This is a genomic window from Petropleomorpha daqingensis (assembly GCF_013408985.1).
Taxonomy (GTDB): Bacteria; Actinomycetota; Actinomycetes; order Mycobacteriales; family Geodermatophilaceae; genus Petropleomorpha; species Petropleomorpha daqingensis.
In genome coordinates, this window is the sequence record NZ_JACBZT010000001.1 from 958,708 (window position 1) to 979,667 (window position 20,960).

The 20,960-nt window shown below is 74.9% G+C and carries 18 protein-coding genes and 1 pseudogene; 9 read left to right on the plus strand and 10 right to left on the minus strand.

All coding sequences use genetic code 11. The features are described from left to right. Positions 1-92: 92 nt before the first annotated feature. Together GGQ55_RS04655 and GGQ55_RS04660 are read left to right on the plus strand one after the other, a co-directional pair. A complete protein-coding gene (locus GGQ55_RS04655; protein WP_179715338.1) occupies positions 93-1,421 on the plus strand; it encodes a lipopolysaccharide biosynthesis protein in 1,329 nt (442 codons plus the stop codon). After that, the gene (locus GGQ55_RS04660; RefSeq protein WP_179715339.1) at positions 1,418-2,542 is read left to right on the plus strand and encodes a glycosyltransferase family 4 protein; all 1,125 of its coding nucleotides are present in this window, start codon (positions 1,418-1,420) and stop codon (positions 2,540-2,542) included. The genes GGQ55_RS04655 and GGQ55_RS04660 overlap by 4 nt, the downstream gene beginning before the upstream one ends. On the opposite strand, the gene GGQ55_RS04665 is transcribed toward GGQ55_RS04660, so the two are convergent. Genes GGQ55_RS04665 through GGQ55_RS04680 form a run of 4 tightly spaced genes read right to left on the minus strand, consistent with a single transcriptional unit; the run spans position 2,517 to position 6,104 of the window. After that, positions 2,517-3,671, minus strand: coding sequence for an acyl-CoA dehydrogenase family protein (locus tag GGQ55_RS04665; RefSeq protein ID WP_179715340.1), 1,155 nt, complete (start codon positions 3,669-3,671; stop codon positions 2,517-2,519). The genes GGQ55_RS04660 and GGQ55_RS04665 overlap by 26 nt on opposite strands. Positions 3,672-3,682: 11 nt before the next feature. Next, complete coding sequence (purE, locus tag GGQ55_RS04670; protein ID WP_436277821.1) at positions 3,683-4,213, minus strand: 5-(carboxyamino)imidazole ribonucleotide mutase; 531 nt, start codon at positions 4,211-4,213, stop codon at positions 3,683-3,685. Positions 4,214-4,222: 9 nt separating this feature from the next. Continuing rightward, entirely contained in the window at positions 4,223-5,431 is a 1,209-nt protein-coding gene (locus tag GGQ55_RS04675) for a 5-(carboxyamino)imidazole ribonucleotide synthase (protein WP_179715341.1), read from the minus strand. A 31-nt stretch (positions 5,432-5,462) separates the two neighbouring features. Further along, positions 5,463-6,104, minus strand: coding sequence for an SGNH/GDSL hydrolase family protein (locus GGQ55_RS04680; RefSeq protein WP_179715342.1), 642 nt, complete (start codon positions 6,102-6,104; stop codon positions 5,463-5,465). Between the two features lie 70 nt (positions 6,105-6,174). Here GGQ55_RS04680 and GGQ55_RS04685 point away from each other — a divergent pair, with 70 nt between their 5' ends. Further along, complete coding sequence (locus tag GGQ55_RS04685; RefSeq protein ID WP_179715343.1) at positions 6,175-6,669, plus strand: GtrA family protein; 495 nt, start codon at positions 6,175-6,177, stop codon at positions 6,667-6,669. 5 nt (positions 6,670-6,674) lie between these two features. On the opposite strand, the gene GGQ55_RS04690 is transcribed toward GGQ55_RS04685, so the two are convergent. Then, positions 6,675-9,635, minus strand: a complete 2,961-nt coding sequence (locus tag GGQ55_RS04690; protein WP_179715344.1) for an AAA family ATPase — start codon at positions 9,633-9,635, stop codon at positions 6,675-6,677. Next, positions 9,632-10,780: an exonuclease SbcCD subunit D gene (locus GGQ55_RS04695; RefSeq protein ID WP_179715345.1), complete on the minus strand. Its 1,149-nt coding sequence runs from the start codon at positions 10,778-10,780 to the stop codon at positions 9,632-9,634. Before GGQ55_RS04695 ends, GGQ55_RS04690 begins: the two co-directional genes overlap by 4 nt. A gap of 159 nt (positions 10,781-10,939) precedes the next feature. Here GGQ55_RS04695 and GGQ55_RS04700 point away from each other — a divergent pair, with 159 nt between their 5' ends. Continuing rightward, a complete protein-coding gene (locus GGQ55_RS04700) occupies positions 10,940-13,057 on the plus strand; it encodes a protein kinase domain-containing protein (RefSeq protein ID WP_179715346.1) in 2,118 nt (705 codons plus the stop codon). Here GGQ55_RS04700 and GGQ55_RS04705 read toward each other — a convergent pair. Together GGQ55_RS04705 and GGQ55_RS04710 are read right to left on the minus strand one after the other, a co-directional pair. Next, positions 13,054-13,620 carry a PH domain-containing protein gene (locus GGQ55_RS04705; RefSeq protein ID WP_179715347.1) on the minus strand — a complete coding sequence of 189 codons (567 nt, stop codon included), beginning with the start codon at positions 13,618-13,620 and terminating at the stop codon, positions 13,054-13,056. The genes GGQ55_RS04700 and GGQ55_RS04705 overlap by 4 nt on opposite strands. Before the next feature lie 55 nt (positions 13,621-13,675). Further along, a complete protein-coding gene (locus tag GGQ55_RS04710) occupies positions 13,676-14,503 on the minus strand; it encodes a biotin--[acetyl-CoA-carboxylase] ligase (RefSeq protein ID WP_179715348.1) in 828 nt (275 codons plus the stop codon). 18 nt (positions 14,504-14,521) lie between these two features. Here GGQ55_RS04710 and GGQ55_RS04715 point away from each other — a divergent pair, with 18 nt between their 5' ends. Genes GGQ55_RS04715 through GGQ55_RS04725 form a run of 3 tightly spaced genes read left to right on the plus strand, consistent with a single transcriptional unit; the run spans position 14,522 to position 16,973 of the window. Continuing rightward, entirely contained in the window at positions 14,522-16,150 is a 1,629-nt protein-coding gene (locus tag GGQ55_RS04715; RefSeq protein ID WP_179715349.1) for an acyl-CoA carboxylase subunit beta, read from the plus strand. Then, positions 16,147-16,368 carry an acyl-CoA carboxylase subunit epsilon gene (locus tag GGQ55_RS04720; protein WP_179715350.1) on the plus strand — a complete coding sequence of 74 codons (222 nt, stop codon included), beginning with the start codon at positions 16,147-16,149 and terminating at the stop codon, positions 16,366-16,368. Before GGQ55_RS04715 ends, GGQ55_RS04720 begins: the two co-directional genes overlap by 4 nt. Next, a complete protein-coding gene (locus GGQ55_RS04725; RefSeq protein WP_179715351.1) occupies positions 16,365-16,973 on the plus strand; it encodes a Maf family protein in 609 nt (202 codons plus the stop codon). The genes GGQ55_RS04720 and GGQ55_RS04725 overlap by 4 nt, the downstream gene beginning before the upstream one ends. Here GGQ55_RS04725 and GGQ55_RS04730 read toward each other — a convergent pair. After that, a complete protein-coding gene (locus GGQ55_RS04730; RefSeq protein ID WP_179715352.1) occupies positions 16,951-17,688 on the minus strand; it encodes a class I SAM-dependent methyltransferase in 738 nt (245 codons plus the stop codon). The two genes, GGQ55_RS04725 and GGQ55_RS04730, sit on opposite strands and share 23 nt — an antisense overlap. A gap of 65 nt (positions 17,689-17,753) precedes the next feature. Here GGQ55_RS04730 and GGQ55_RS04735 point away from each other — a divergent pair, with 65 nt between their 5' ends. Both GGQ55_RS04735 and GGQ55_RS04740 read left to right on the plus strand, forming a co-directional pair. Beyond that, complete coding sequence (locus GGQ55_RS04735) at positions 17,754-18,479, plus strand: class I SAM-dependent methyltransferase (protein WP_179715353.1); 726 nt, start codon at positions 17,754-17,756, stop codon at positions 18,477-18,479. A 93-nt stretch (positions 18,480-18,572) separates the two neighbouring features. After that, entirely contained in the window at positions 18,573-20,333 is a 1,761-nt protein-coding gene (locus GGQ55_RS04740; protein ID WP_179715354.1) for an acetyl/propionyl/methylcrotonyl-CoA carboxylase subunit alpha, read from the plus strand. 81 nt (positions 20,334-20,414) lie between these two features. Here the strand turns inward: GGQ55_RS04740 and GGQ55_RS04745 are convergent. Then, positions 20,415-20,951: pseudogene (locus GGQ55_RS04745) on the minus strand (TetR/AcrR family transcriptional regulator); the annotation flags it as partial. Positions 20,952-20,960: the final 9 nt, after the last annotated feature.

The window sequence follows — 20,960 nt, forward strand, 5'->3', positions numbered from 1 at the left end:
CCGCGCTCCCGGCCGCGGGCACCAGACTGCCACTCCGAGGTGGGAGGACAGCCGTCCTCGGCGCCGACCCGGCCGTGCGGCCGCTACCTTGGGTGCATGATCACGCGTCCGGGACGGCGCACGCGCGGCGCGCCGTGGACGTGCTGACCGCCCCCGGGCGCCGGGGGATCGCTGCCTCGCTGAGCTGGGTCGGGGTGGCCGTGGCGCTCGCCGGCGTGCTGACCTTCGGCTACCTCGCCATCGTCACCCGGGCGCTGCCCTCGGTGGACTACGGCTGGTTCGGCGCCTACTGGTCGCTGACGCTGGTCGTGGCCATGGGGGCCTTCCAGCCCGTCGAGGTCGAGCTGGCCCGGCTCACCCACCTGCGGGGCACGACGCGGCCGCTCCCGCCGGGCTCGCTGACCACGCTGGCCGGCGTCATGGGCGGGACGCTGCTGGTCGTGCTGGCCGGCGCGCCGCTGCTGCTGCCGGCGCTCGGCGACGAGCCGGGTCTCTACGCCGCACTGCTCGCGGTCTGCGTCGTCTCCGCGGGGCAGTTCCTGCTCCGGGGACTGCTGCTGGGCCGCGGCGCCTACGGCACCCACGGCTCCGTCCTGCTGCTCGACGCGCTCCTGCGCGTGCTGCTCGCCGCGGCGGTGGCGGCCTGGCTGCCGACGTCGGCGGCGACGTTCGGGTGGACGGTGCCGATCGCGGTCGCCGTGGCGCACCTCCCCCTGCTCGTCGTGCTGCTGCGCCGGTCGGCACCGCGACCCCTCCCGCCGGCCGCGGCGCCGACCTCGCGGGGGGCGGTCGCGCGGGCGGTCGGTGCCCTGGTGGTCGGCAGCCTCTGCGCCCAGGTGCTGCTCAACGCGGCGCCGGTCTTGGTGGCCGGGCTGGCGACACCGGCGGAGCAGACCGACGCCGCCCGGTTCATCGCGAGCTTCGCGCTGGTCCGGCTCCCCCTGTTCGTCGCCGTGCCGCTGCAGAGCGCCCTGATCCCCTCGCTCGCCGAGCTGGACCGCAGGGGCGACGCACCGGCGCTGCGCCGGGTCGCCGGCCGCCTGCTCGGGGGTGGGGTGCTGCTCGCCGTCACCGGAGGACTGCTCGGTCTGGTGGTGGGCCCTGCCCTGGTGTCGTTGTTCTTCGGCAGCCGCTACGCCCTGCCCGCTCCGGACATGGCGGTGCTCGCCACCGGCACCGGGCTGTCCATCGGGCTGCTGGTGGCCAGCCAGGCCCTCGTGGCCGCTGCCCGGCACCGCGACGCGGCGCTGGCCTGGTGCACCGGCCTGGCCGCCGGTGCCGTCGTGTTCGCGATCGTGCCCGATCTCGTGGAGCGCGCGTCCTGGGCGTTCACCACGGGGTGCGCCGTCGCCTTCGCCGTGGCCGCCGTCCTCCTGCTGCGCCGGGCGACCACGGCCGTGCCCGCCCCGGACCCGGCATGAGCCGACGGCTCGACGTCCTGCTCGCGCTGGACTACTACGCCCCCTACGTCAGCGGGCTGACCAACGTGGCCCGCGACGTCGCGGAAGGGCTCGTGGAGCGCGGCCACCGGGTGCGGGTGATCGCCGCCTGGCACGACCGGCGGCTGCCGGAGCGGGAGGTGATCGCGGGGGTGGAGGTCGAGCGCGCCCCCGTGCTCGCCCGGTTCGGCAAGGCCGTGGTCAGCCCGGCCCTCGTGCGGCGGGTGGTCGCCGCCGCACGCGGCGCATCGGTGACCAACCTGCACCTGCCCATGCCCGAGGCCGGCGCGATCGCTCCGTTCGTCCGCTCGCCGCTGGTGGTCACCTACCACTGCGACGTCAGCCCGCCGCCCGGCGCGGTCGGCCGGCTCGAGTCGGCCGGGGTCGACCTGTCCAGCCGGGTGGCCCTGCGCCGGGCCGGGTCCGTCGTGGTCACCAGCGACGACTACGCGCGGGCCAGCCGGGTCTGGCCGGCGATGGCCGGGCGGACGGCGGTGGTCCCGCCGCCCTGCCACGAGCGGCGGCCCGGAGAGCCCCGCTTCCGCGACGGCGCCGGGCTGCACGTCGGCTTCCTCGGCCGGATCGTCGAGGAGAAGGGGCTGCAGCACCTGGTGCGCGGCTTCCAGCTGCTCGACGACCCGGAGGCGCGGCTGGTCATCGGCGGCGACTTCGCCGAGGTGGCCGGCGGGTCGGTGGTCGACCAGGTGCGCCGGGCGGTCGACGGCGACCCGCGGATCCAGCTGCTCGGCTTCCTCTCCGAGGAGCAGATCGCCGACCTCTACGCCTCTATCGACGTGTTCGCGCTGCCGTCGGTGAACGCCTTCGAGGCGTTCGGCATCGTCCAGGTCGAGGCGATGATGGCCGGCGTCCCGGCGCTGGCCAGCGACCTGCCCGGCGTGCGGGTGCCGGTGCGGGAGACCGGGTTCGGCGTCGTCGTCCCGCCTCGCGACCCCGCCGCGATCGCCGACGGGCTGCGCCGCCTGGCGGCGAAGCCACCCGACGCCGAGGCCGGCCGCCGCGCGGCACGGGAGCGCTACGCGGCGCCGACGGTGATCGACGCCTACGAGGAGCTGCTGGTCAGCGCAGCAGCGAGCGGGCGATGACCATCCGCTGCACCTGGTTCGTGCCCTCGTAGATCTGGGTGATCTTGGCGTCGCGCATCATGCGCTCGACCGGGAAGTCCTGCGTGTAGCCGGCGCCACCGAAGAGCTGGACGGCGTCCGTGGTGACCTGCATGGCGACGTCGGAGGCGAAGGCCTTGGCCGAGGCGCTCACGCGGGTGACGTCGGGGCGGCCCTGCTCCCCCGCGGCCGCGGCGACGTAGACCAGGTGCCGGGCGGCCTCGATCTTCATCTCCATGTCGGCGAGCATGAACTGCACGCCCTGGAACGAGCCGATGCTCGTGCCGAACTGCTTGCGGTCCTTGACGTAGGCGACCGCCGCGTCCAGCGCGCCCTGCGCGATGCCGACGGCCTGCGCGCCGATGGTCGGCCGGGTGAAGTCCAGCGTCCGCAGCGCCGTCTTGAAGCCGGTCCCCTCGGCGCCGATGATCCGGTCGGCCGGGATGGTGCAGTCGGTGAAGTAGAGCTCGCAGGTCGGCGAGCCCTTGATGCCCATCTTGCGTTCCTTGGGGCCGACCGCGAAGCCGGGGTCGTCCTTGTGCACCGCGAACGCGGAGATGCCGTTGGCCTTCTTCTCCGGGTCGGTGACGGCCATGACCGTGTACCAGGAGGAGATGCCGGAGTTGGTGATCCAGGCCTTGGTCCCGTTGAGCACCCAGGAGTCGCCGTCCCGGCGGGCGCGGGTCTTCATCGCCGCGGCGTCGGAGCCGGCCTCGCGCTCGGACAGGCCGTAGCTGATCATCGCCTCGCCGGCCGCGATCGGCCGGAGCACTTTCTGCTTCAGCTCCTCGTCGGCGGACAGGATGATCGGCATCGAGCCGAGCTTGTTCACCGCCGGGATGAGCGACGCCGAGCAGTCGACGCGGGCCACCTCCTCGATGACGATGCAGGTCGCGATGGCGTCGGCGCCCTCCCCGCCGTACTGCTCGGGGATGTGGGTGGCGTGGAAGCCGGCCGCGGTCAGCGCCTTCTGCGCCTCGATGGGGTACCGCGAGTTCGCGTCGACGTCCGCGGCGTGCGGCGCGATCTCGCGCTCGGCGAGATCGCGCACCGCCTCCCGGATCGCCTCGTGCTCCTCGGTCAGCGCGTACAGCCCGGCGTTGCTACTCACGGGTACAGAGATTAGTCCCGCTGCGCCTCGTCCGAACCGAGCCGGGTCTGCAGAGCGGCGTCCCGGGCGAGCACCTGCTCGGCGAGGGCGGCCTGGAACCGGGCCACCTCGGAGCGCAACCGGTCGTCGCCGGCGGCGAGGATGCGCACGGCCAGCAGCCCGGCGTTGCGCCCGCCGCCGATGCTGACCGTGGCGACCGGCACCCCGGCGGGCATCTGGACGATCGACAGCAGGCTGTCCAGCCCGTCGAGCCGGTCCAGCGGCCGGGGGACGCCGATCACCGGCAGCGGGGTCGACGCGGCGACCATGCCCGGCAGGTGCGCCGCTCCCCCGGCGCCCGCGATGACCACCCGCAGGCCGCGGTCGGCGGCCGACTCGGCGTACTCGAGCATCCGCCGCGGGGTGCGGTGCGCGGAGACCACGTGCGCCTCCCACGGGACGTCGAACTCGTCGAGCGCCGCGGCGGCCGGCGCCATCATGGGCCAGTCGGAGTCGCTGCCCATCACGATGCCCACGAGAGGGCCCCCGCTCGAGTCGCTCACGCGTGCTCCTCAGTGCTCGTCGTCGGGGAACGCGAAGGCCGGGTCGACCACGCCGTCGGCCAGGTAGCGGGCCGCGGCGACGGCGCGGGCGCGCACCTGCTCCAGGTCGTCGCCGAGCGCGGTGACGTGGCCGAGCTTGCGGCCGGGCCGCTGGCCCTTGCCGTACCAGTGCAGCTTCACGTCGGGCCAGTGCGCCATGAGGTGGTGCACCCGCTCGTCGAGCCCGGGCCCGGACCACTCGTCGGCCGCCGCGGCCCCGCCGAGGACGTTGGCCATGACCACCACCGGTGCGGTCATCGCCGTCGCGCCGAGCGGGTAGTCGAGGACGGCGCGCAGGTGCTGCTCGAACTGGCTGGTCCGCGCGCCCTCGATCGTCCAGTGGCCGGAGTTGTGCGGCCGCATGGCCAGCTCGTTGACCAGCACGCCGTCGGCGGTCTCGAACAGCTCGACGGCGAGCAGACCGACGACGCCGAGCCGCCCGGCGATCCGGATGGCCAGCTCCTGCGCCGCGGTCGCCCGCTCCTCGGACAGCCCCGGCGCCGGGGCGAGCACCTCGTGGCAGACCCCGTCGCGCTGCACCGTCTCGACGACCGGCCAGACGGCGACCTGGCCGAACGGGGAACGGGCCACCTGGACGGCGAGCTCGCGGACCATCGGCACCCGCTCCTCGGCGAGCAGTGTGCCGGTCCGCTCCAGCAGTGCGGCCGCCGCGTCGACGTCGTCCACGACGAAGACGCCCTTGCCGTCGTAGCCGCCGCGCGGTGTCTTGAGCACCACCGGCCACCCGTGCGCGCCGGCGAAGTCGGCGATCCCGACCGCGCTGTCCACCTCGGCCCAGGCCGGCTGCGGCTCGCCGGCCGCGTCCAGCGCCCGCCGGAGCTCCAGCTTGTCCTGCGCGTGCACGAGCGCGGCCGGGCCGGGGGCGACCCGGTGGCCGTCCTCCTCCAGCGCGTGCAGGTGCTCGGTGGGCACGTGCTCGTGGTCGAAGGTGACCACCGTGGCGCCCTCGGCGAGGTCGCGCAGCGCGGCGAGGTCGCGGTGGTCGCCGAGCCGGACGTCGGCCGCGACCAGCGCGGCGGACTCGGTCGGACCGGTCGACAGCACGCGCAGCGACTGGCCCAGGGCGATGGCCGCCTGGTGGGTCATCCGGGCGAGCTGACCCCCGCCGACCATCGCGACGACGGGCAGGGACGTGACCGGATCGACTGGGGCGCCCATGATGCGGCCGAGGCTAGCGGCGGCGGTCGGCTCAGCCACGGGCGGAGTCCAGCACGGCCGTCCGGATCAGCCTGCCGGCCTGCCCGGCGACCTCCGGCGTGGGGTGGATCCCGTCGCCACTGGCACCGGGGACCCAGGAGCCGTCGGAGTCGGCGCGGGTCCACGGATCGACCAGGTGCCAGCCCTGGTCGGCGGCGAGCGCACGCAGCCGGTCGTTGTACTGCTGGCGCTGCTCGGGGACGCGATCGCACGGCGGGATCGTCGAGAGGACGACGTCGTCCACCCCCGTCGTGCGCACGATCGCGAGGAGGTTCTCCCGGCTCACGCTCCAGGGCACGCCCTGCAGCAGGTCGTTGGTGCCACCCAGGACGACGACCGCGTCGGCGTCGGAGCGGGCGACGCCGTCGCGCATCGCCGCCGTCGTCGCGCCCGGCACGGCCCAGCCGCCGCCGAACGCCAGCGGCTCCCCCTCGGCGCCGGGGATCCAGGAGCCGGTGCCGGGGACCTCGGTGCCCTGGATCGCCTGGGTGCCGGCGGTGATGGAGTCACCGACGACGACGAAGGAGATCGTCTTCCGGGCCGTGGTGGGAGCGGCCGGCCCGGCCGCCGTCGCGCTGCTGCACGCCCCGAGCCCGAGGAGCAGCAGCACGGCGGTGAGCAGACGCAGACGCATGCGTCCGATTCTCCCAGCCCGCCGCAGCGGCAACCCGGCGCACACAGGAAGCGTTCCTAGACTCACCGGCATGGACCAGCCGGCCGCGACCCGCCTCGCCCGGACCTGGCGGATGCTGCTCAAGGAGATCTCCGCCTTCGGCGTGGTCGGCGCCGTCTGCTTCGTCCTCGACGTGGGGCTGTTCCAGGTGCTGTACGTGCACGCCGGCGTCGACGCCGTGCTCGCCAAGCTCATCAGCACGCTGGTCTCGACGACGGCCGCCTACTTCGGGCACCGGCACTGGTCCTTCTCGCACCGCGCCCGCACCGGCCTGCGCCGGGAGTACACGCTGTTCGTGGCGATCAACGGCATCACCCTGCTGCTCGGCCTGTTCATCGTCTGGCTGGTGCGCTACCCGCTCGGCCAGGAGAGCGCCCTGGTGCTGCAGCTGGCCAACGTCGGCTCGATCGCGCTCGGCACCGTGCTGCGGTTCCTGTCCTACCGGCGCTGGGTGTTCCTCGACCCGGCGCACCCCTCGGTCGCCCCGAAGCGCGACCCCCGGGTCTCGCTCGACCCCGCAGCCTGACCCGGTCAGCCCGCCAGCCGTGACCCGTGGCGGCCGGCGAGCACCTCGACCCGGGTCGGGATGCGCAGCTTGAGCTCCTCGACGTGGCTGATCACGCCGACCGTGCGGCCACCGCGCCGCAGCTCGTCGAGCACGTTCATCACCGCGTCGAGCGCCTGCGCGTCGAGCGTGCCGAACCCCTCGTCGACGAACAGCGTGTCGATCTGCACGCCGCCGGTCTCGGCGGTGACGACGTCGGCGAGGCCGAGGGCCAGCGCGAGCGAGGCCATGAAGCTCTCGCCGCCGGACAGCGTCTTGGTCGGCCGGCGCTGCGCGGTGTACTCGTCGAGGACGTCGAGGCCGAGCCCCCCGCGCGCCCCGTGGCGGCCCTGCGCGTCGCTGTGCACGAACGTGTAGCGACCGCCGGACATCTCCTGCAGCCGCCGGCTCGCCACGTCGGCCACCTGCTCCAGCCGCGCGGCCAGCACGAACGACTGCAGCCGCATCTTCAGCGTGTTGGCCCCACGGCCGCCGGCCAGGTCGGCGAGCGAGCCGACCTGCTCGGCCCAGCCCCGCCGCTCCTCCAGGGCGACCTCGGCGGCGATCACGTCGCCGGCGAGCGCGGTCAGCGCGCCGGAGCAGCGCACCGCGCGGTCGCGGGCGGCGACCGCCTCGTCGCGCCGGGCGGTGACCTCCGCGCAGCGCTGCTGGAGCGCCGCGACGTCGGGCCGCGGGCCGAGGTCGGCGAGCTCCGGTTCGGCCAGCGTGCGCTCGACGGCGACGCGGGCGTGCTCGTGCTGCTCGATCCGCCGGTCCAGCGCGTCGAGCTCCCCGGCCGCCAGCAGTGCCGCCCGGGCGCTCTCGACGTCGGGGAAGCCCGCCTCGGCACAGCGCCGCTGCGCCGCGCGGGCGGTGGTCTCCGCGTCGGTGCGGGCACGCAGCTCCGCCTCGTCGGATTCCACCACTGCTTCGCAGCGCTCGGCGGTCCCGAGGAGCCGGCGCTCCCGGGTGGGCAGGTCGGCGTCGTCCCCGCGGGCGGCGTCGAGCCGGGCGGTGAGCTCCTCGCCGGCGGCCCGCACGGCCGCGCGCTCGGCAGTGCGCGCCTGCAGCCGCTCCCGGTCGGCGGCCAGGCGGGCCTGCTCGGCGTCGCGCCGCTGCTCCAGCGTGGCGACCCGGGAGCGCAGCTGCTCGGCCGCCCCGGCCGCGGCGACGGTCCGCCGCAGCTCGTCGCGCACCGCGGCGAGCGAGGCGGTCAGCTCGGCGACCGGCACGGACCCCGCCCGCTCGCGCAGCACGGCCAGCTCGCGCTCGGCTTCCTCGACCGCTCGGCCGCCGGCGGTGGCGCGCTCCTCGGCGGCGTCGACGTCCTGCCGGGCCTTCTCCTCGTCGTCGGCGGAGACCACCGCACCGGTGGCGACCGCCGGCCGCGGGTGCTCGCTCGCCCCGCACACGGGGCAGTCGGCGCCGTCGGCCAGGCCGGCGGCCAGCTCGGCGGCCATGCCCTCCAGCCGGCGGGTGCGCAGCTCCACGAGCCGCTCGCGAGCGCCCAGCCAGGCCTCGCGGGCGGCGTCGGCGCGGCGGCGGAGCTCCGGCAACCGCTCCTGGGCCCGCTCGGCGGACCGGGCCGCCGCGAGGGCCGCCTCCGCGGCCTGCGCCGCCGTCTGGAGCCCGGGCAGCCGCACGGCCGCCTCCGCCGCGCGGGCCAGCTCCTCGGCGGCCGCGGCGATCCGGCCGGGCCAGGCCTCGGCCGCGGCGGTGCCGTCGGCGCACCGGCGCTCGAGGTCGGCGATCTCGTCGTCCAGGCGGGACAGCTGCCGGCGCAGGCCGACGGCCCGCTCCGCTTCGGGCAGCAGCACGCGAACCGCGGCCGCGTCGGCGCGCAGGGCGCGGGCGGTGAGCGTGTCGGCCGGCCGGCCGTCGGCGACCCGGTCCCAGGCGGCCCGCGCGTCGGTCAGCTCCGCGGCGGCGGTGGCGGCCGCCGCGGCCGACGTCGCCGCCGCGTCCAGGACGTCGCGGAGGACCTCCGCACGCCGGCCGGAGTCCCGCCGCGCCCGGTGAGGGGCGAGCTCCTCCTCGAGGGCGGTCAGCCGCGCCAGCTCGCGGCGGGCGCGCTCGCGGCGGAGGTGCCGCTCGTCGAGCGCCCGGGCGTCGGACAGCTCGGCGTCGGCGGCGGCCGACGTGGCGACCGCGTCGGCGGCGGCCGCGGTGGCTCCAGCGAGGTCGGCGTCCGCGCGGGCCCGCAGCCGGGTCACCCACGCGCCGACCCGGGCGGCGGGGTCGGCGCCGACCAGCTCGGGCGCGAGCTCCTCCGGGACGGCGACGTCGGCGATCTGCGCGACCCGGGCGAGCAGGGTGCTGATCCGCAGCCGCTCGCCGCGCAGGGCCTCGTCGGCCGCGCGCCGCTCGGCGGCCAGCCAGTCCTCGGCGCGGGCGAACCGGCCGACGTCGAACAGCGTGGCCAGCAGCCGGGCGCGGTCCTCCGGCTCGGCGCGCAGGAAGCGGGCGAAGTCGCCCTGGGGCAGCAGCACGACCTGGCAGAACTGCTCGGCCGACAGGCCGAGCCGGGTGGCGAGGTACTCCGACCCCTCGTCGATGCGCGTGCTCACCGGCTCCCACGTCTGGCCGTGCCAGCGCTGCACGGTCAGCCGCGCCGGCTCGACGGTCAGGCCGGTGCCGCGCTTCTTGGGCCGGGCCTGCTCGGGACGGCGGATCACCCGGATCCGCTCGCCGGCCAGCGTCAGCTCGCAAGTGACCTCGGTGCGCGTGGCGGCGTCGGCGTGGTCGCTGCGCAGCCGCTTGTCGTGGCCGCGGACACCGGGCACCGTGCCGTACAGGGCGAAGACGACCGCGTCGAGCAGCGTCGTCTTGCCGGCGCCGGTCGGGCCCCAGAGCAGGAACAGCCCGTCGCGGGCGACGTCGTCGAGATCGAGGGCGACGGTCCCGGGGAACGGCCCGAACGCGGTGAGGGAGAGCGCGTGCAGCCTCACAGCGCGGCCGCCTCCCGGTCGGCGGCGCCCAGGGCACGGGCGAGCAGCGTCCGCTCCCCCGCCGTCGCGTCGACGCCGCGGACGTGCCGGACGAACTCCTCGGTGATCTCCAGGTCGCTGCGGTCGCGCAGCCGCTCGCGGTAGCTGCGGCCGTCGGCGGCGCCGGCCGAGCCGGTCCACTCCAGGTGCACGCAGTGCGGGAAACGGGTCTGCAGCCGCCGCATCGGGTCCTGCGGTCGCGCCGGGTCGGTGAGCCGGGCGGAGACGAAGTGCTGCTCGGCCGCCGCGTGCGCCGGGTCCTCCAGCAGCTCGGCGAGGGTGCCGGTGAGCACGGTCAGCGGCCGGGGCGTCGGCAGCGGCACCGGCCGGACGTCGGCCAGCCCGTGCGCGTCGAGGTCGACCAGCCACGCCTGCTTGGCCTGGCCGGCCTCGCCGAAGGAGTAGGCCAGGGGCGAGCCGCTGTAGCGCAGCCGCGGGCTGAGCGACTGCGGCCGGTGCAGGTGCCCGAGGGCGACGTAGTCGACGCCGTCGAACGCCGCGGCGGGCACGAGGTCGACGCCGCCGACGCAGATGTCGCGCTCGCTGTCGCTGGGCTCGCCGCCGCCGACGAAGGCGTGCGCCAGCACCACCGACCGCACCCCGGGCCGCAGGAACAGGTCGGCGCGCACCCGGTCCATGGCCTCGCCGCACACCCCGGCGTGGCTGCGCACGCCGGGCACGCCGAGCTCGAAGCGGGCCACCTCGGGCTCGAGGAACGGCAGGCCGTAGATCGCCACCTCGCCGTGCTCGTCGGTCAGCAGCAACGGCTCGTCGAGCCGGGGGACGGCGGCCCGCACGTGCAGCCCGGCGACGGCGAGCAGCCCCGAGAAGGTGCCCAGCCGGCGGGCGGAGTCGTGGTTGCCGGGCGTCAGGACGACGGTGGCGCCGGCCCCGAGCAGGCGGGCCACCACGCGGTCGAGCACCGCCTGCGCGTCGGCCGAGGGCACCGCGCGGTCGTAGACGTCGCCGGCGACCAGCACGACGTCGACCGACTCGGCCGTCACGACGTCGGCGAGCCCGCCGAGCACGGCCTCCTGCTCGGCGAGCAGGTCGGCGCCGTGCAGGGACCTCCCGATGTGCCAGTCGGAGGTGTGCAGGAGCCGCATGGGCGGACCGTAGGTCGCCGGGCCGACAGAACGCGTCCGGCACGCCGTGACGGAACGGTCCGGTACCTCACTGGGTGGCCCCATCCGGCACGCCCGGCACGGGTGACACAGCGACCCCGCCGCTCCTAGAGTCCGGGCCAGTCCACCGAGGAGGCGAACGTGCCGCTCGCTCCCGGGGACACGGTGGCCGGCTACACGGTGGTCCGCGAGCTCGGCACCGGCGGGATGGGCGCGGTCTACCTCGTCCGCCATCCCCGGCTGCCGCGGCTGGACGCCCTGAAGCTCCTGCGCCGCGAGCTCAACGACGACCCCGGGTACACCCAGCGGTTCCTCCAGGAGGCCGATGTCGTCGCGCGGCTCGCGCACCGCAACATCGTCTCGGTGCTCGACCGCGGCGAGGACGACGGTCAGCTGTGGCTGACCATGCAGTACGTCGAGGGCACCGACGCCGAGACCGCGCTCGCCGCGGCCGGTGGCCGGTTCGCCCCCGACCGGGCGGTGCACGTCGTCGCGGAGGTCGCGTCGGCGCTGGACGCCGCCCACCGCCAGCACCTGGTGCACCGCGACGTGAAGCCGGCGAACATCCTGCTGCGCGCCGGGGACGAGGGCGAGCGGGAGCAGGTGTTCCTCACCGACTTCGGGATCGCCAAGCCGCTGGACGGCGGCCAGGGACTGACCCGCACCGGCATGGTGCTGGCCACCTTCGACTACGCCTCACCCGAGCAGATCGAGTCCCGCACGCTGGACGGACGCTCGGACCAGTACTCCCTCGGCTGCGTGTTGTTCAGGCTGCTCACCGGCCGCGTCCCCTACCCCGGTCAGTCGCTGGTCGCCGCCGTCCAGGGTCACCTGGTCATGCCGCCGCCGCGGCCGACCGACCTGGTCCCCGACCTCCCGGCCGGGCTGGACGGCGTCGTCGCGCGGGCCATGGCCAAGCACCCCGAGGCGCGGTTCTCCTCCTGCCGCGAGCTCGCCGCCGCGGCGGCAGCCGCGCTGGCTCCCGGCCGGGTGCCGCCGGTGCTTGTGCGGCCGACCGAGCCGGAGACCGTCGTCGAGCTGGCCGGTCCCCCGCTCCCCCCGCCGCCGACCCACCCGGAGCTGCGCCCGACGTCGCCCACGCCGCCCCCGCAGCCCGGGCGCGCCCCGCCGCCGGTCTACGCGGCCCCCACCCCGCCACCCACCGCGCCGCCCTCCGTCCCGGCACCGCGGTCCCCCGTCACCGCACCACCGGTGACCGCCCCGGCCCGCCGTGGGCCGGGACGGTGGCTCTGGCTCGCCGCCGCGGTCGCCGTCCTCGTCGCCGGCGGGGCGACGTGGTGGTTCCTCGGCCGGGACGACGGCAGCGCGGGCGACTCGAGCGGCAGCTCCAGCGCCTCCAGGACGGCCGGGTCGCCGGCCCAGGCGGCGCTCGACGCCCTGCCGCGCGCCGATCCGCTGGCGACCGGCGTCCTCGTGGTCCCCCGCACGGTCGGCGGGCAGGTCGACCTGCACCTGGTGGACTCCGCGACCGGGGAGGAGATCGGCACGCACTCCGCCCCCGGTGACGACGTCGGGCCGGTCCTCTCCCCCGACCGGCGGTCCGTCGTCTTCTCCCGGGTGCTCGACGGCCGCACCGAGCTGCGGGTGATCGCCTCCGACGGCAGCGGCGACAGCCCGCTGTTCGCCTCCCCGCCGGCGAACTGCGCCTCCCCCGGGCGACCGGCGTGGAACCCGAAGGACCCCACGCAGCTCGCCCTGGTCTGCCACGGCGCGGGGACCGGCGGCGCGGACCGGCTCGTCCTGGTCGGCCTCGACGGGTCGGTGATCCGTGAGCTGGACGCCGGGCACGCTTACGTCGACGACCTCACCTTCTCCCCCGACGGCACCCGGCTGGCCTACTGGGCCAACGACCGGTCCGGCGTGGACGGCGGCAACATCGTCAGCCTCCCGGTCGACGGGTCCGGCGCCACGGCGCAGCTGACGACCGCCGGCGGTGACGCCGACCCGATCTGGTCACCCGACGGCATCTCCGTCGCCTTCCGGCGGGACGACGGCCACGGCGGGCGGCGGATCTTCGTGATGGCCGCCGACGGCAGCGGCCAGAAGCCGCTCACCTCGGCCGGGTACTTCGACCAGGACCCCACCTGGTCCCCCGACGGCTCGCAGCTGGCCTTCAAGAGCAACCGCGGCGGGAGCGGCGACTCGATCTGGATCATGGCCGCGGGCGGGGGCCAGCCGCGGCAGCTTCCCCTCGACGACAGCGCCGGCGACCAGGCCCCGGCGTGGGGAGCCCGCTAGAACTGACGGGTGGCGTGCCAGCCGTCGCCGTCGCCCTCGCCGCGGATGTAGCCGGCGTTCTCCTGCGCCCGGCGGTCGGCGTCCTCCTCGATCATGTGGTTGAGCAGCTGCTGGACGCCGTCGCTGTCGGGGATCGCCTTGAGCACGGTCGCGCCGCTCTCGCCCGCCGACTCGATGGTGAGCGTGCCGGAGTTGATGATCCGGTCCCACAGCGACTGCCGGTAGGAGACGTCGGTGATCCGGGACAGCCCGATGTCGCGGCCGTGGCGGGCGAGGATGCCTTGCCGGAACAGCAGGCGGTGCGTGGTGATCACGTAGTGCGTCGTCCGCCAGCGCAGCAGGGGGACGACGACCAGCGCCACGGCGAGGACCACGGCGACGACGACCAGCACGAGGCGCCAGGTGCCCTGGCTGCTCCCGTCGGGGATCACGGCCGCGCCGAACGAGGCGGCGCCGACGATGAGCAGGAACCACACGATCGGCCAGAAGACGGTCAGCCAGTGCGGGTGCAGGTGGCGGACCACCTCTTCGTCGTCCGCGAGGAGCTTGTCGGGGTAGGGCACGGAGCCAGGATGACGCAGCCGACGCCCGCCGGCGGCCATTCCGGTCGCGGGGACGTCACACCTTTCTCACGTGTTGCACGTCCCCCGAGGCGAGCTCGACCGTGCCGGTCTGCGTCGCCACCACCAGCCGGCCGTCCCAGTCGACCGCCTGCGCGACGCCCTCCAGCGTCGTCCCGTCGGGCAGCGTGACGGCGACCGTCGTCCCGACGGTGGACGACCAGGCCAGGTAGTCGGCGGCCAGACCCGAGGCGACCGGGTCACCGAGCGCCTCGACCCAGGCGCGGTAGCGCCGCTCGACCGCGCGCAGGAACGCCAGCAGCAGCGGGCCGCGGTCGACCGGCGAACCGGTGACCACCGACAGCGAGGTGCCGGTGTCGGGCAGCTCGGCGGCGTCGGTGTTCACGTTCAGGCCCGTGCCGACGACGACCGCTCCTCCGGATGCCTCGGCGAGGATGCCGGCCAGCTTGCGACCGTCGAGCGCGAGCAGGTCGTTGGGCCACTTCACCGAGGTGCGCACCCCCGTGGCCTCGCCCACGGACTCGGCCAGCGCGACCCCGGTGAGCAGCGGCAGCCAGCCGCGGCGCGCGGCCGGGACGTCCGGGCGGACCAGGAAGGAGACGGTCAGCCCGGCTCGTGGCGGCGAGGTCCAGGTGCGGTCCAGCCGGCCGCGGCCGGCCTCCTGGTACTCGGCGACGAGCACCGTGCCCTCGTCCGCGCCGCCCGTCGCGCGGGCGAGCAGCTCGGCGTTCGTGGAGCCGGTGCTCTGGACCACCTCGAGGGTGCGCCACAGCCCGCCGTCGCGGGTCAGCGCGGCGGCCAGGGCCCGCGCGTCGAGCGCCGGTCGCTCCAGATCCGACCAGCGGGAGGGAGTGGTCTCGGGCACTCCCTTACGCTACGGCCCGTGAGCGCGGGCGATCTCCAGAGCGCGGGTGAACACGTCCCCGACGACATCGACATCCACACGACGGCCGGCAAGCTGGCCGACTTCGAGCGCCGCGTGCAGGAGGCGACGCACGCGGGCTCCGAGCGCGCCGTCGAGAAGCAGCACGCCGCGGGGAAGATGACCGCGCGGGAGCGGATCGAGGCGCTGGTGGACCCGGGCTCGTTCACCGAGTTCGACGAGTTCGCCCGCCACCGGTCCACGAACTTCGGCATGGAGTCCCGCCGGCCCTTCGGCGACGGCGTCGTGACCGGCTGGGGCACCGTCGACGGCCGCCCCGTGGCGATCTTCTCCCAGGACGTCACCGTGTTCGGCGGCAGCCTCGGCGAGGTCTACGGCGAGAAGATCGTCAAGGTCCTCGACTTCGCCATGACCAACGGCTGCCCGGTCGTCGGCATCAACGAGGGCGGCGGCGCGCGCATCCAGGAGGGCGTGGTCTCCCTCGGCCTGTACGGCGAGATCTTCCGCCGCAACGTGCACGCCTCCGGCGTCATCCCGCAGATCTCGCTGATCATGGGCGCGAACGCCGGCGGGCACGTGTACTCCCCCGCGCTCACCGACTTCGTCGTCATGGTCGACAAGACCAGCCAGATGTTCATCACCGGCCCCGACGTGGTGAAGACGGTGACCGGCGAGGACGTCACGCTCGAGGAGCTCGGGGGCGCCCGCACGCACAACACGAAGTCCGGCGTCGCGCACTACCTGGCCGAGGACGAGGCCGACGCGCTGGACTACGTCAAGGCGCTGCTGTCCTACCTGCCGAGCAACAACCTCGACCCGCTGCCGGCCATCGAGGTGGCCCCGGCGGAGATCGCGCTCCCTGAGGCCCTGACCGACCTCGACCTCGAGCTCGACACGTTCATCCCCGACTCGGCCAACAGCCCCTACGACATGCACACCGTCATCGACCACGTGCTCGACGACGGCGAGTTCCTCGAGGTGCAGCCGCTGTTCGCGCCGAACATCCTGGTCGGCTTCGGCCGGGTCGAGGGCCGGCCGGTCGGCGTCGTGGCCAACCAGCCGACGCAGTTCGCCGGGACGCTGGACATCGACGCCAGCGAGAAGGCCGCCCGCTTCGTGCGCACCTGCGACGCGTTCAACATCCCCGTGCTCACCTTCGTCGACGTGCCCGGCTTCCTGCCGGGGACGTCGCAGGAGTGGGAGGGGATCATCCGCCGCGGCGCGAAGCTCATCTACGCCTACGCCGAGGCCACCGTCCCCAAGGTCACCGTGATCACCCGCAAGGCCTACGGCGGTGCCTACGACGTCATGGGCTCCAAGCACCTCGGCGCCGACGTGAACCTGGCGTGGCCGACCTCGCAGATCGCCGTCGTCGGCGCGCAGGGCGCGGTCGGGATCCTCTACCGCAAGGAGCTCGCCGCGGCCGACGACCCCGATGCCCGCCGGGCCGAGCTGATCGCCGACTACGAGGACACCCTCGCCAACCCCTACATCGCCGCCGACCGCGGCTTCGTCGACGCGGTGATCATGCCGTCGGAGACCCGGGTGCAGGTGACCAAGGCCTTGCGGGTGCTGGCCAACAAGCGCCAGTCGCTGCCCCCGAAGAAGCACGGGAACATCCCGCTGTGACCGGTGAGGAGCAGCAGCCGCCGTTGTTGCGCATCGTCTCGGGTTCCCCCTCCGACGAGGAGCTCGCCGCGCTGACCGTCGTCGTCGCCGCGCTGTCGCAGCGGCGCGCGCGTCGGCGGCCGACGCCGGTCGGGACCTGGGCGTCGTTCGCCGACGGCCACCGCGGTCCGCTGCAGCCCGGCCCGGGCGGCTGGCGTGCCTCCGGGAGATTCGCATGACCGAACCGCGCCGGGTCGTCCTCGGCAGCGCCTCACCGGCCCGCCTGAGCCTGCTCCGGCAGGCCGGGCTGGCGCCGGAGGTGGTCATCAGCAACGTCGACGAGTCGCAGGTCGACGCGCCGCGGGTGGCCGAGAAGGTGGCCCTGCTGGCCGCGGCCAAGGCCAAGGCGGTCGCCGAGCAGCAGGCCGATGCCCTGGTCATCGGTGCCGACTCGCTGCTGGAGTTCCGCGGCGAGGCGTTCGGCAAGCCGGCCGACGTCCGGGACGCCCGCGACCGCTGGCAGCGCATGGCCGGGCACAGCGGCGTCCTGCACACCGGGCAGGCGCTGTTCGACGTCCGGGACGCCGCAGTCGTCAGCCGGGACGTCGCCGTCGTCTCCACGGTGGTCCACTTCGCCGCGCTGACCACGCAGGAACTGGAGGCCTACCTGGCCACCGGTGAGCCCCTGGCCGTCGCCGGCGCGTTCACCCTCGACGGGCTGGGGGCGCCGTTCGTCCGGCGGGTGGAGGGCGACCCGGCGGCGGTGGTCGGGCTGTCGCTGTCGACGCTGCGCACCCAGCTGGCCAAGCGCGGCCTGGCGCTCACCGATCTCTGGCGGCGCTGACCGGTCCCCGGCGGAGGTCCAGGACGACGGCGCCGGCGAGCGGGGGGATCCGCTCCAGCCAGCGCTCGGCGCGCCCCAGCGCGGCGGGGAGCCGGGGAACCCCGCTCGGGAGGGCGAACATCGTCCTGCGGCCGGCCGGCGTCCAGCCGCCCCGGCGGGACCGCCGGAGGAAGTCCCGCACGGGAAACGTGCGCTCCCCCGGCGTGAGCGCGTGGTAGAGCCACACGTACGGGTGCCAGCGGTTGGGTTCCATCAGGCACCAGCGCGCGCCGTCCGCGGTCGCCCGCCGCGCGCCGGCGACCACCCGGTCCACGTCGGTGACGTGGTGCAGGGCGTCCACCGAGATGACCAGGCCGAACGACCGCGGCGGCACGAGCCGGTCCAGCTCCTCGCCCGTCCCGGTCGCGAACGCCACGTTCGTCAGCCCCTCGTGCCCGGCCAGCCGCCTGGCGTAGTCCGTGTACCCCGGCAGCGGGTCGATCCCGACGAACCGGCGGTCCGGGTGGGCGGCGGCCAGCGCGCGCAGCAGGGTCCCCGTGCCGCAGCCGATCTCCAGCACGTCACCGGCGCACGCGGCGACCACCCCGGCGAAGTGATCGAGCCGCCGCCGGGCCATGTGGCCGGTCGCCCGGAGTGCGTCGTAGTCCTCCGGACGGTCGTCGAAGGCAGCGTTGAGCGGCTCGTCGTCCGCGGGACGCGGTGACTGGCACGCCATGGAGCGGCAACCTAGGGCTTCGGCGGCCGCCTGTGGAGAACTCCGGTTGTCACTAGGGTCGTGACGTGGACATCCGCGAACTGCGCGACGCCTGGAACACCCTCGGTGCCGATGACCCCATGTGGGCGGTGCTCACGCAGCCCGAGCGCCGAGGGCGCAAGTGGACACCCGAGGAGTTCTTCGCCGAGGGCCGGCGCGAGATCGACGAGGTGCTCGCCTCGATCGCTCCGTTGGGTCTTCCCGCCGGGCACGGCTCGGCGCTCGACTTCGGCTGCGGCGTCGGGCGGCTGACCCAGGCCCTCGCCGAGCACTTCGACGACGTCGTCGGGATCGACATCGCCGCCTCGATGCTGGAGAACGCGCGGCGGTTCAACGACCGGCCCAACGTGCGCTTCGTGCTCAACGAGGAGCCGCACCTCGCCGTCATCCCCGACACGAGCATCGACTTCGTCTACACCACGATCGTCCTCCAGCACATGGCACCGGAGCTGGCGCTGGGCTACCTGGAGGAGTTCGCCCGCATCCTGCGGCCCGGCGGCGTGGCCGTGTTCACGCTGCCGACCGGGCCGTCCCGCACCCTGGTCGGCCGGCTGTACCGGGTGGTGCCGGCACCCCTGGTGCACCTGCTGAAGAAGCGCCTCTGGGGAGCGGTCATCGACATGCACGGCGTCCCCATGGAGACGCTGCTCCCGACGCTCACCTCGGCCGGGCTCCGGGTGGAGCGGATCGAGCCCGACACCAGTCCCGGTCCGAATTGGCGCGGGTTCCGCTACGTCGTCGCCAAGCGGTAGTTGCGCACGCCACCACCACCCTCCCCTCCCGGAGCGGTGCGGTCCCGGCCCGCTGGTTACAGTCCGACCGGCCCACTGTTCGAGGGAGACACGGTGCAGAAGGTTCTGATCGCCAACCGCGGCGAGATCGCGGTGCGGGTGGCGCGGGCGTGCAAGGACGCAGGCCTGACCAGCGTCGCCGTCTACGCCGAGCCCGACCGCGACGCGATGCACGTCCGCGAGGCCGACGAGGCCTTCGCCCTGGGCGGGACGACGCCGGGTGACTCCTACCTGGTGATCGACAAGATCATCGACGTGGCGAAGCAGTCCGGCGCGGACGCCGTGCACCCCGGGTACGGCTTCCTGTCGGAGAACGCCGAGTTCGCGCAGGCGGTCCTCGACGCCGGGCTGACCTGGATCGGCCCCTCGCCCGACGCGATCATCGCGCTCGGCGACAAGGTGCAGGCCCGGCACATCGCCACCAAGGTCGGCGCTCCCCTGGTGCCCGGCACCAAGGACCCGGTGAAGGACGCCGACGAGGTGGTGGCCTTCGCCGAGGAGCACGGCATGCCGATCGCCATCAAGGCGGCCTTCGGCGGCGGTGGCCGCGGGCTCAAGGTGGTCCGCGACATGAAGGAGATCCCCGAGCAGTTCGACTCGGCGGTGCGCGAGGCGGTCTCCGCCTTCGGCCGCGGCGAGTGCTTCGTGGAGAAGTTCCTCGACAAGCCGCGGCACGTCGAGGCGCAGGTCCTCGCCGACACCCACGGCAACGTGATCGTCGTCGGCACCCGCGACTGCTCGCTGCAGCGGCGCAACCAGAAGCTGGTCGAGGAGGCGCCCGCGCCGTTCCTCACCGACGAACAGCGGCAGCGCATCCACGAGTCGGCCAAGGCCATCTGCAAGGAGGCCGGCTACCACGGCGCCGGCACCGTCGAGTACCTGGTCGGCAACGACGGGTCGATCTCGTTCCTCGAGGTCAACACCCGGCTGCAGGTGGAGCACCCGGTCAGCGAGGAGACCTCCGGCATCGACCTGGTGCGCCAGCAGTTCCGGATCGCCGAGGGACTCGAGCTGGAGATCACCGAGGACCCCACGCCCCGCGGGCACGCCATCGAGTTCCGGATCAACGCCGAGGACGCCGGGCGCAACTTCATGCCGGCGCCCGGGCCGGTGACCCGGCTGGAGATCCCGCAGGGTCCGGGCGTGCGCTGGGACTCCGGCGTCGCGCAGGGCGGAGAGGTGGCCGGCGCGTTCGACTCCATGCTGGCCAAGCTGATCGTGTACGGAGCCAGCCGCACCGAAGCGCTCGAGCGCTCCCGCCGCGCGCTGGACGAGCTGGTCGTCGAGGGCATGCCCACGGTGATCCCGTTCCACCGCGCCGTCGTCCGCGACGAAGCGTTCACCAGCGAGCCGTTCACCGTGCACACCCGCTGGATCGAGACCGAGTGGGACAACCAGGTCCAGCCCTACGACGCCGCCCCCGCCGAGCAGGAGGAGGAGACGCCGCGGCAGACCGTGGTCGTCGAGGTCGGCGGCCGCCGGCTCGAGGTCTCGCTGCCGGCCGGCCTCGCCGCGGGCGGCGGCGGTGCTCCGGCGGGGGCGGCGGCCAAGCCGCGCAAGCGCGGCAGCGGGCACGGCGGCTCGAGTGCGTCCGGCGACTCCCTGACCTCGCCGATGCAGGGCACGATCGTCAAGGTCGCGGTCGCCGACGGCGACACCGTCTCCGCCGGCGACCTGATCGTCGTCCTCGAGGCGATGAAGATGGAGCAGCCGATCAACGCGCACAAGGACGGCACGGTGACCGGGCTGTCCGCCGAGGTGGGCGCGACCGTCACCAGCGGCGCGGTCATCTGCACCATCGCCGACGCCGAGTAGCCGCTAGCCGCCCTCGGCGAAGAGGACGTCGAGCACGTAGGAGAGGACGGCGCTCGCCCCCTCGGCGCTGCGCTGGCCGGAGAGCACGCTCGAGGTGAGCCCGTTGGTCAGCGCCAGCAGGGCGGCGACCTCGGTGCGGGCATCCCGGGCCGGGTCGGCCTCCCCGTCGTCCTGCGCCCTGCGCAGCCGGGCCGTCAGCCAGTCCTCCAGCGCGTTCGGGTAGGCCATGCCACCGGCCGCGTCGTGGGCGAAGGCAGGTTCGGTCAGGCCGGTGGCGTAGTAGGCGGTCCAGGCCAGCTGGTCGAGCCGGCTCGGCTCGTCCGAGGGCAGGATCGCCCCGAGGACCACCTCGAAGACCCGGCGGTTCGTCAGGTTCCCGCCCGCCTCGGCCGCACGGGCCTTGACCCGCCGGTCCAGCCGGGCGGCCAGCTCGGCCAGACCCGACTCGAGCAGCGTCTTCTTGTCGGTGAAGTAGTACTGCACCAGCCGCAGGGAGACGCCCGCCTCGGCGGCGACCTCGCGCATCGTCACCGCCCGCAGGCCGCGGGTGCCGGCGATCCGCAGCAGGGCGTCGGTGAGCTGCCGACGGCGCTCGTCGTGGTCGACACGCCTGGGCACCTCGGGTCG

Coding starts and splice junctions, on each gene's coding strand:
- GGQ55_RS04660 (WP_179715339.1), top strand. CDS start 1,418: ATGAGCCGACGGCTCGACGTCCTGCTCGCGCTGGACTACTACGCCCCC.
- GGQ55_RS04730 (WP_179715352.1), bottom strand. CDS start 17,688: ATGGCGTGCCAGTCACCGCGTCCCGCGGACGACGAGCCGCTCAACGCT.
- GGQ55_RS04675 (WP_179715341.1), bottom strand. CDS start 5,431: ATGGGCGCCCCAGTCGATCCGGTCACGTCCCTGCCCGTCGTCGCGATG.
- GGQ55_RS04725 (WP_179715351.1), top strand. CDS start 16,365: ATGACCGAACCGCGCCGGGTCGTCCTCGGCAGCGCCTCACCGGCCCGC.
- GGQ55_RS04685 (WP_179715343.1), top strand. CDS start 6,175: ATGGACCAGCCGGCCGCGACCCGCCTCGCCCGGACCTGGCGGATGCTG.
- GGQ55_RS04695 (WP_179715345.1), bottom strand. CDS start 10,780: ATGCGGCTCCTGCACACCTCCGACTGGCACATCGGGAGGTCCCTGCAC.
- GGQ55_RS04680 (WP_179715342.1), bottom strand. CDS start 6,104: ATGCGTCTGCGTCTGCTCACCGCCGTGCTGCTGCTCCTCGGGCTCGGG.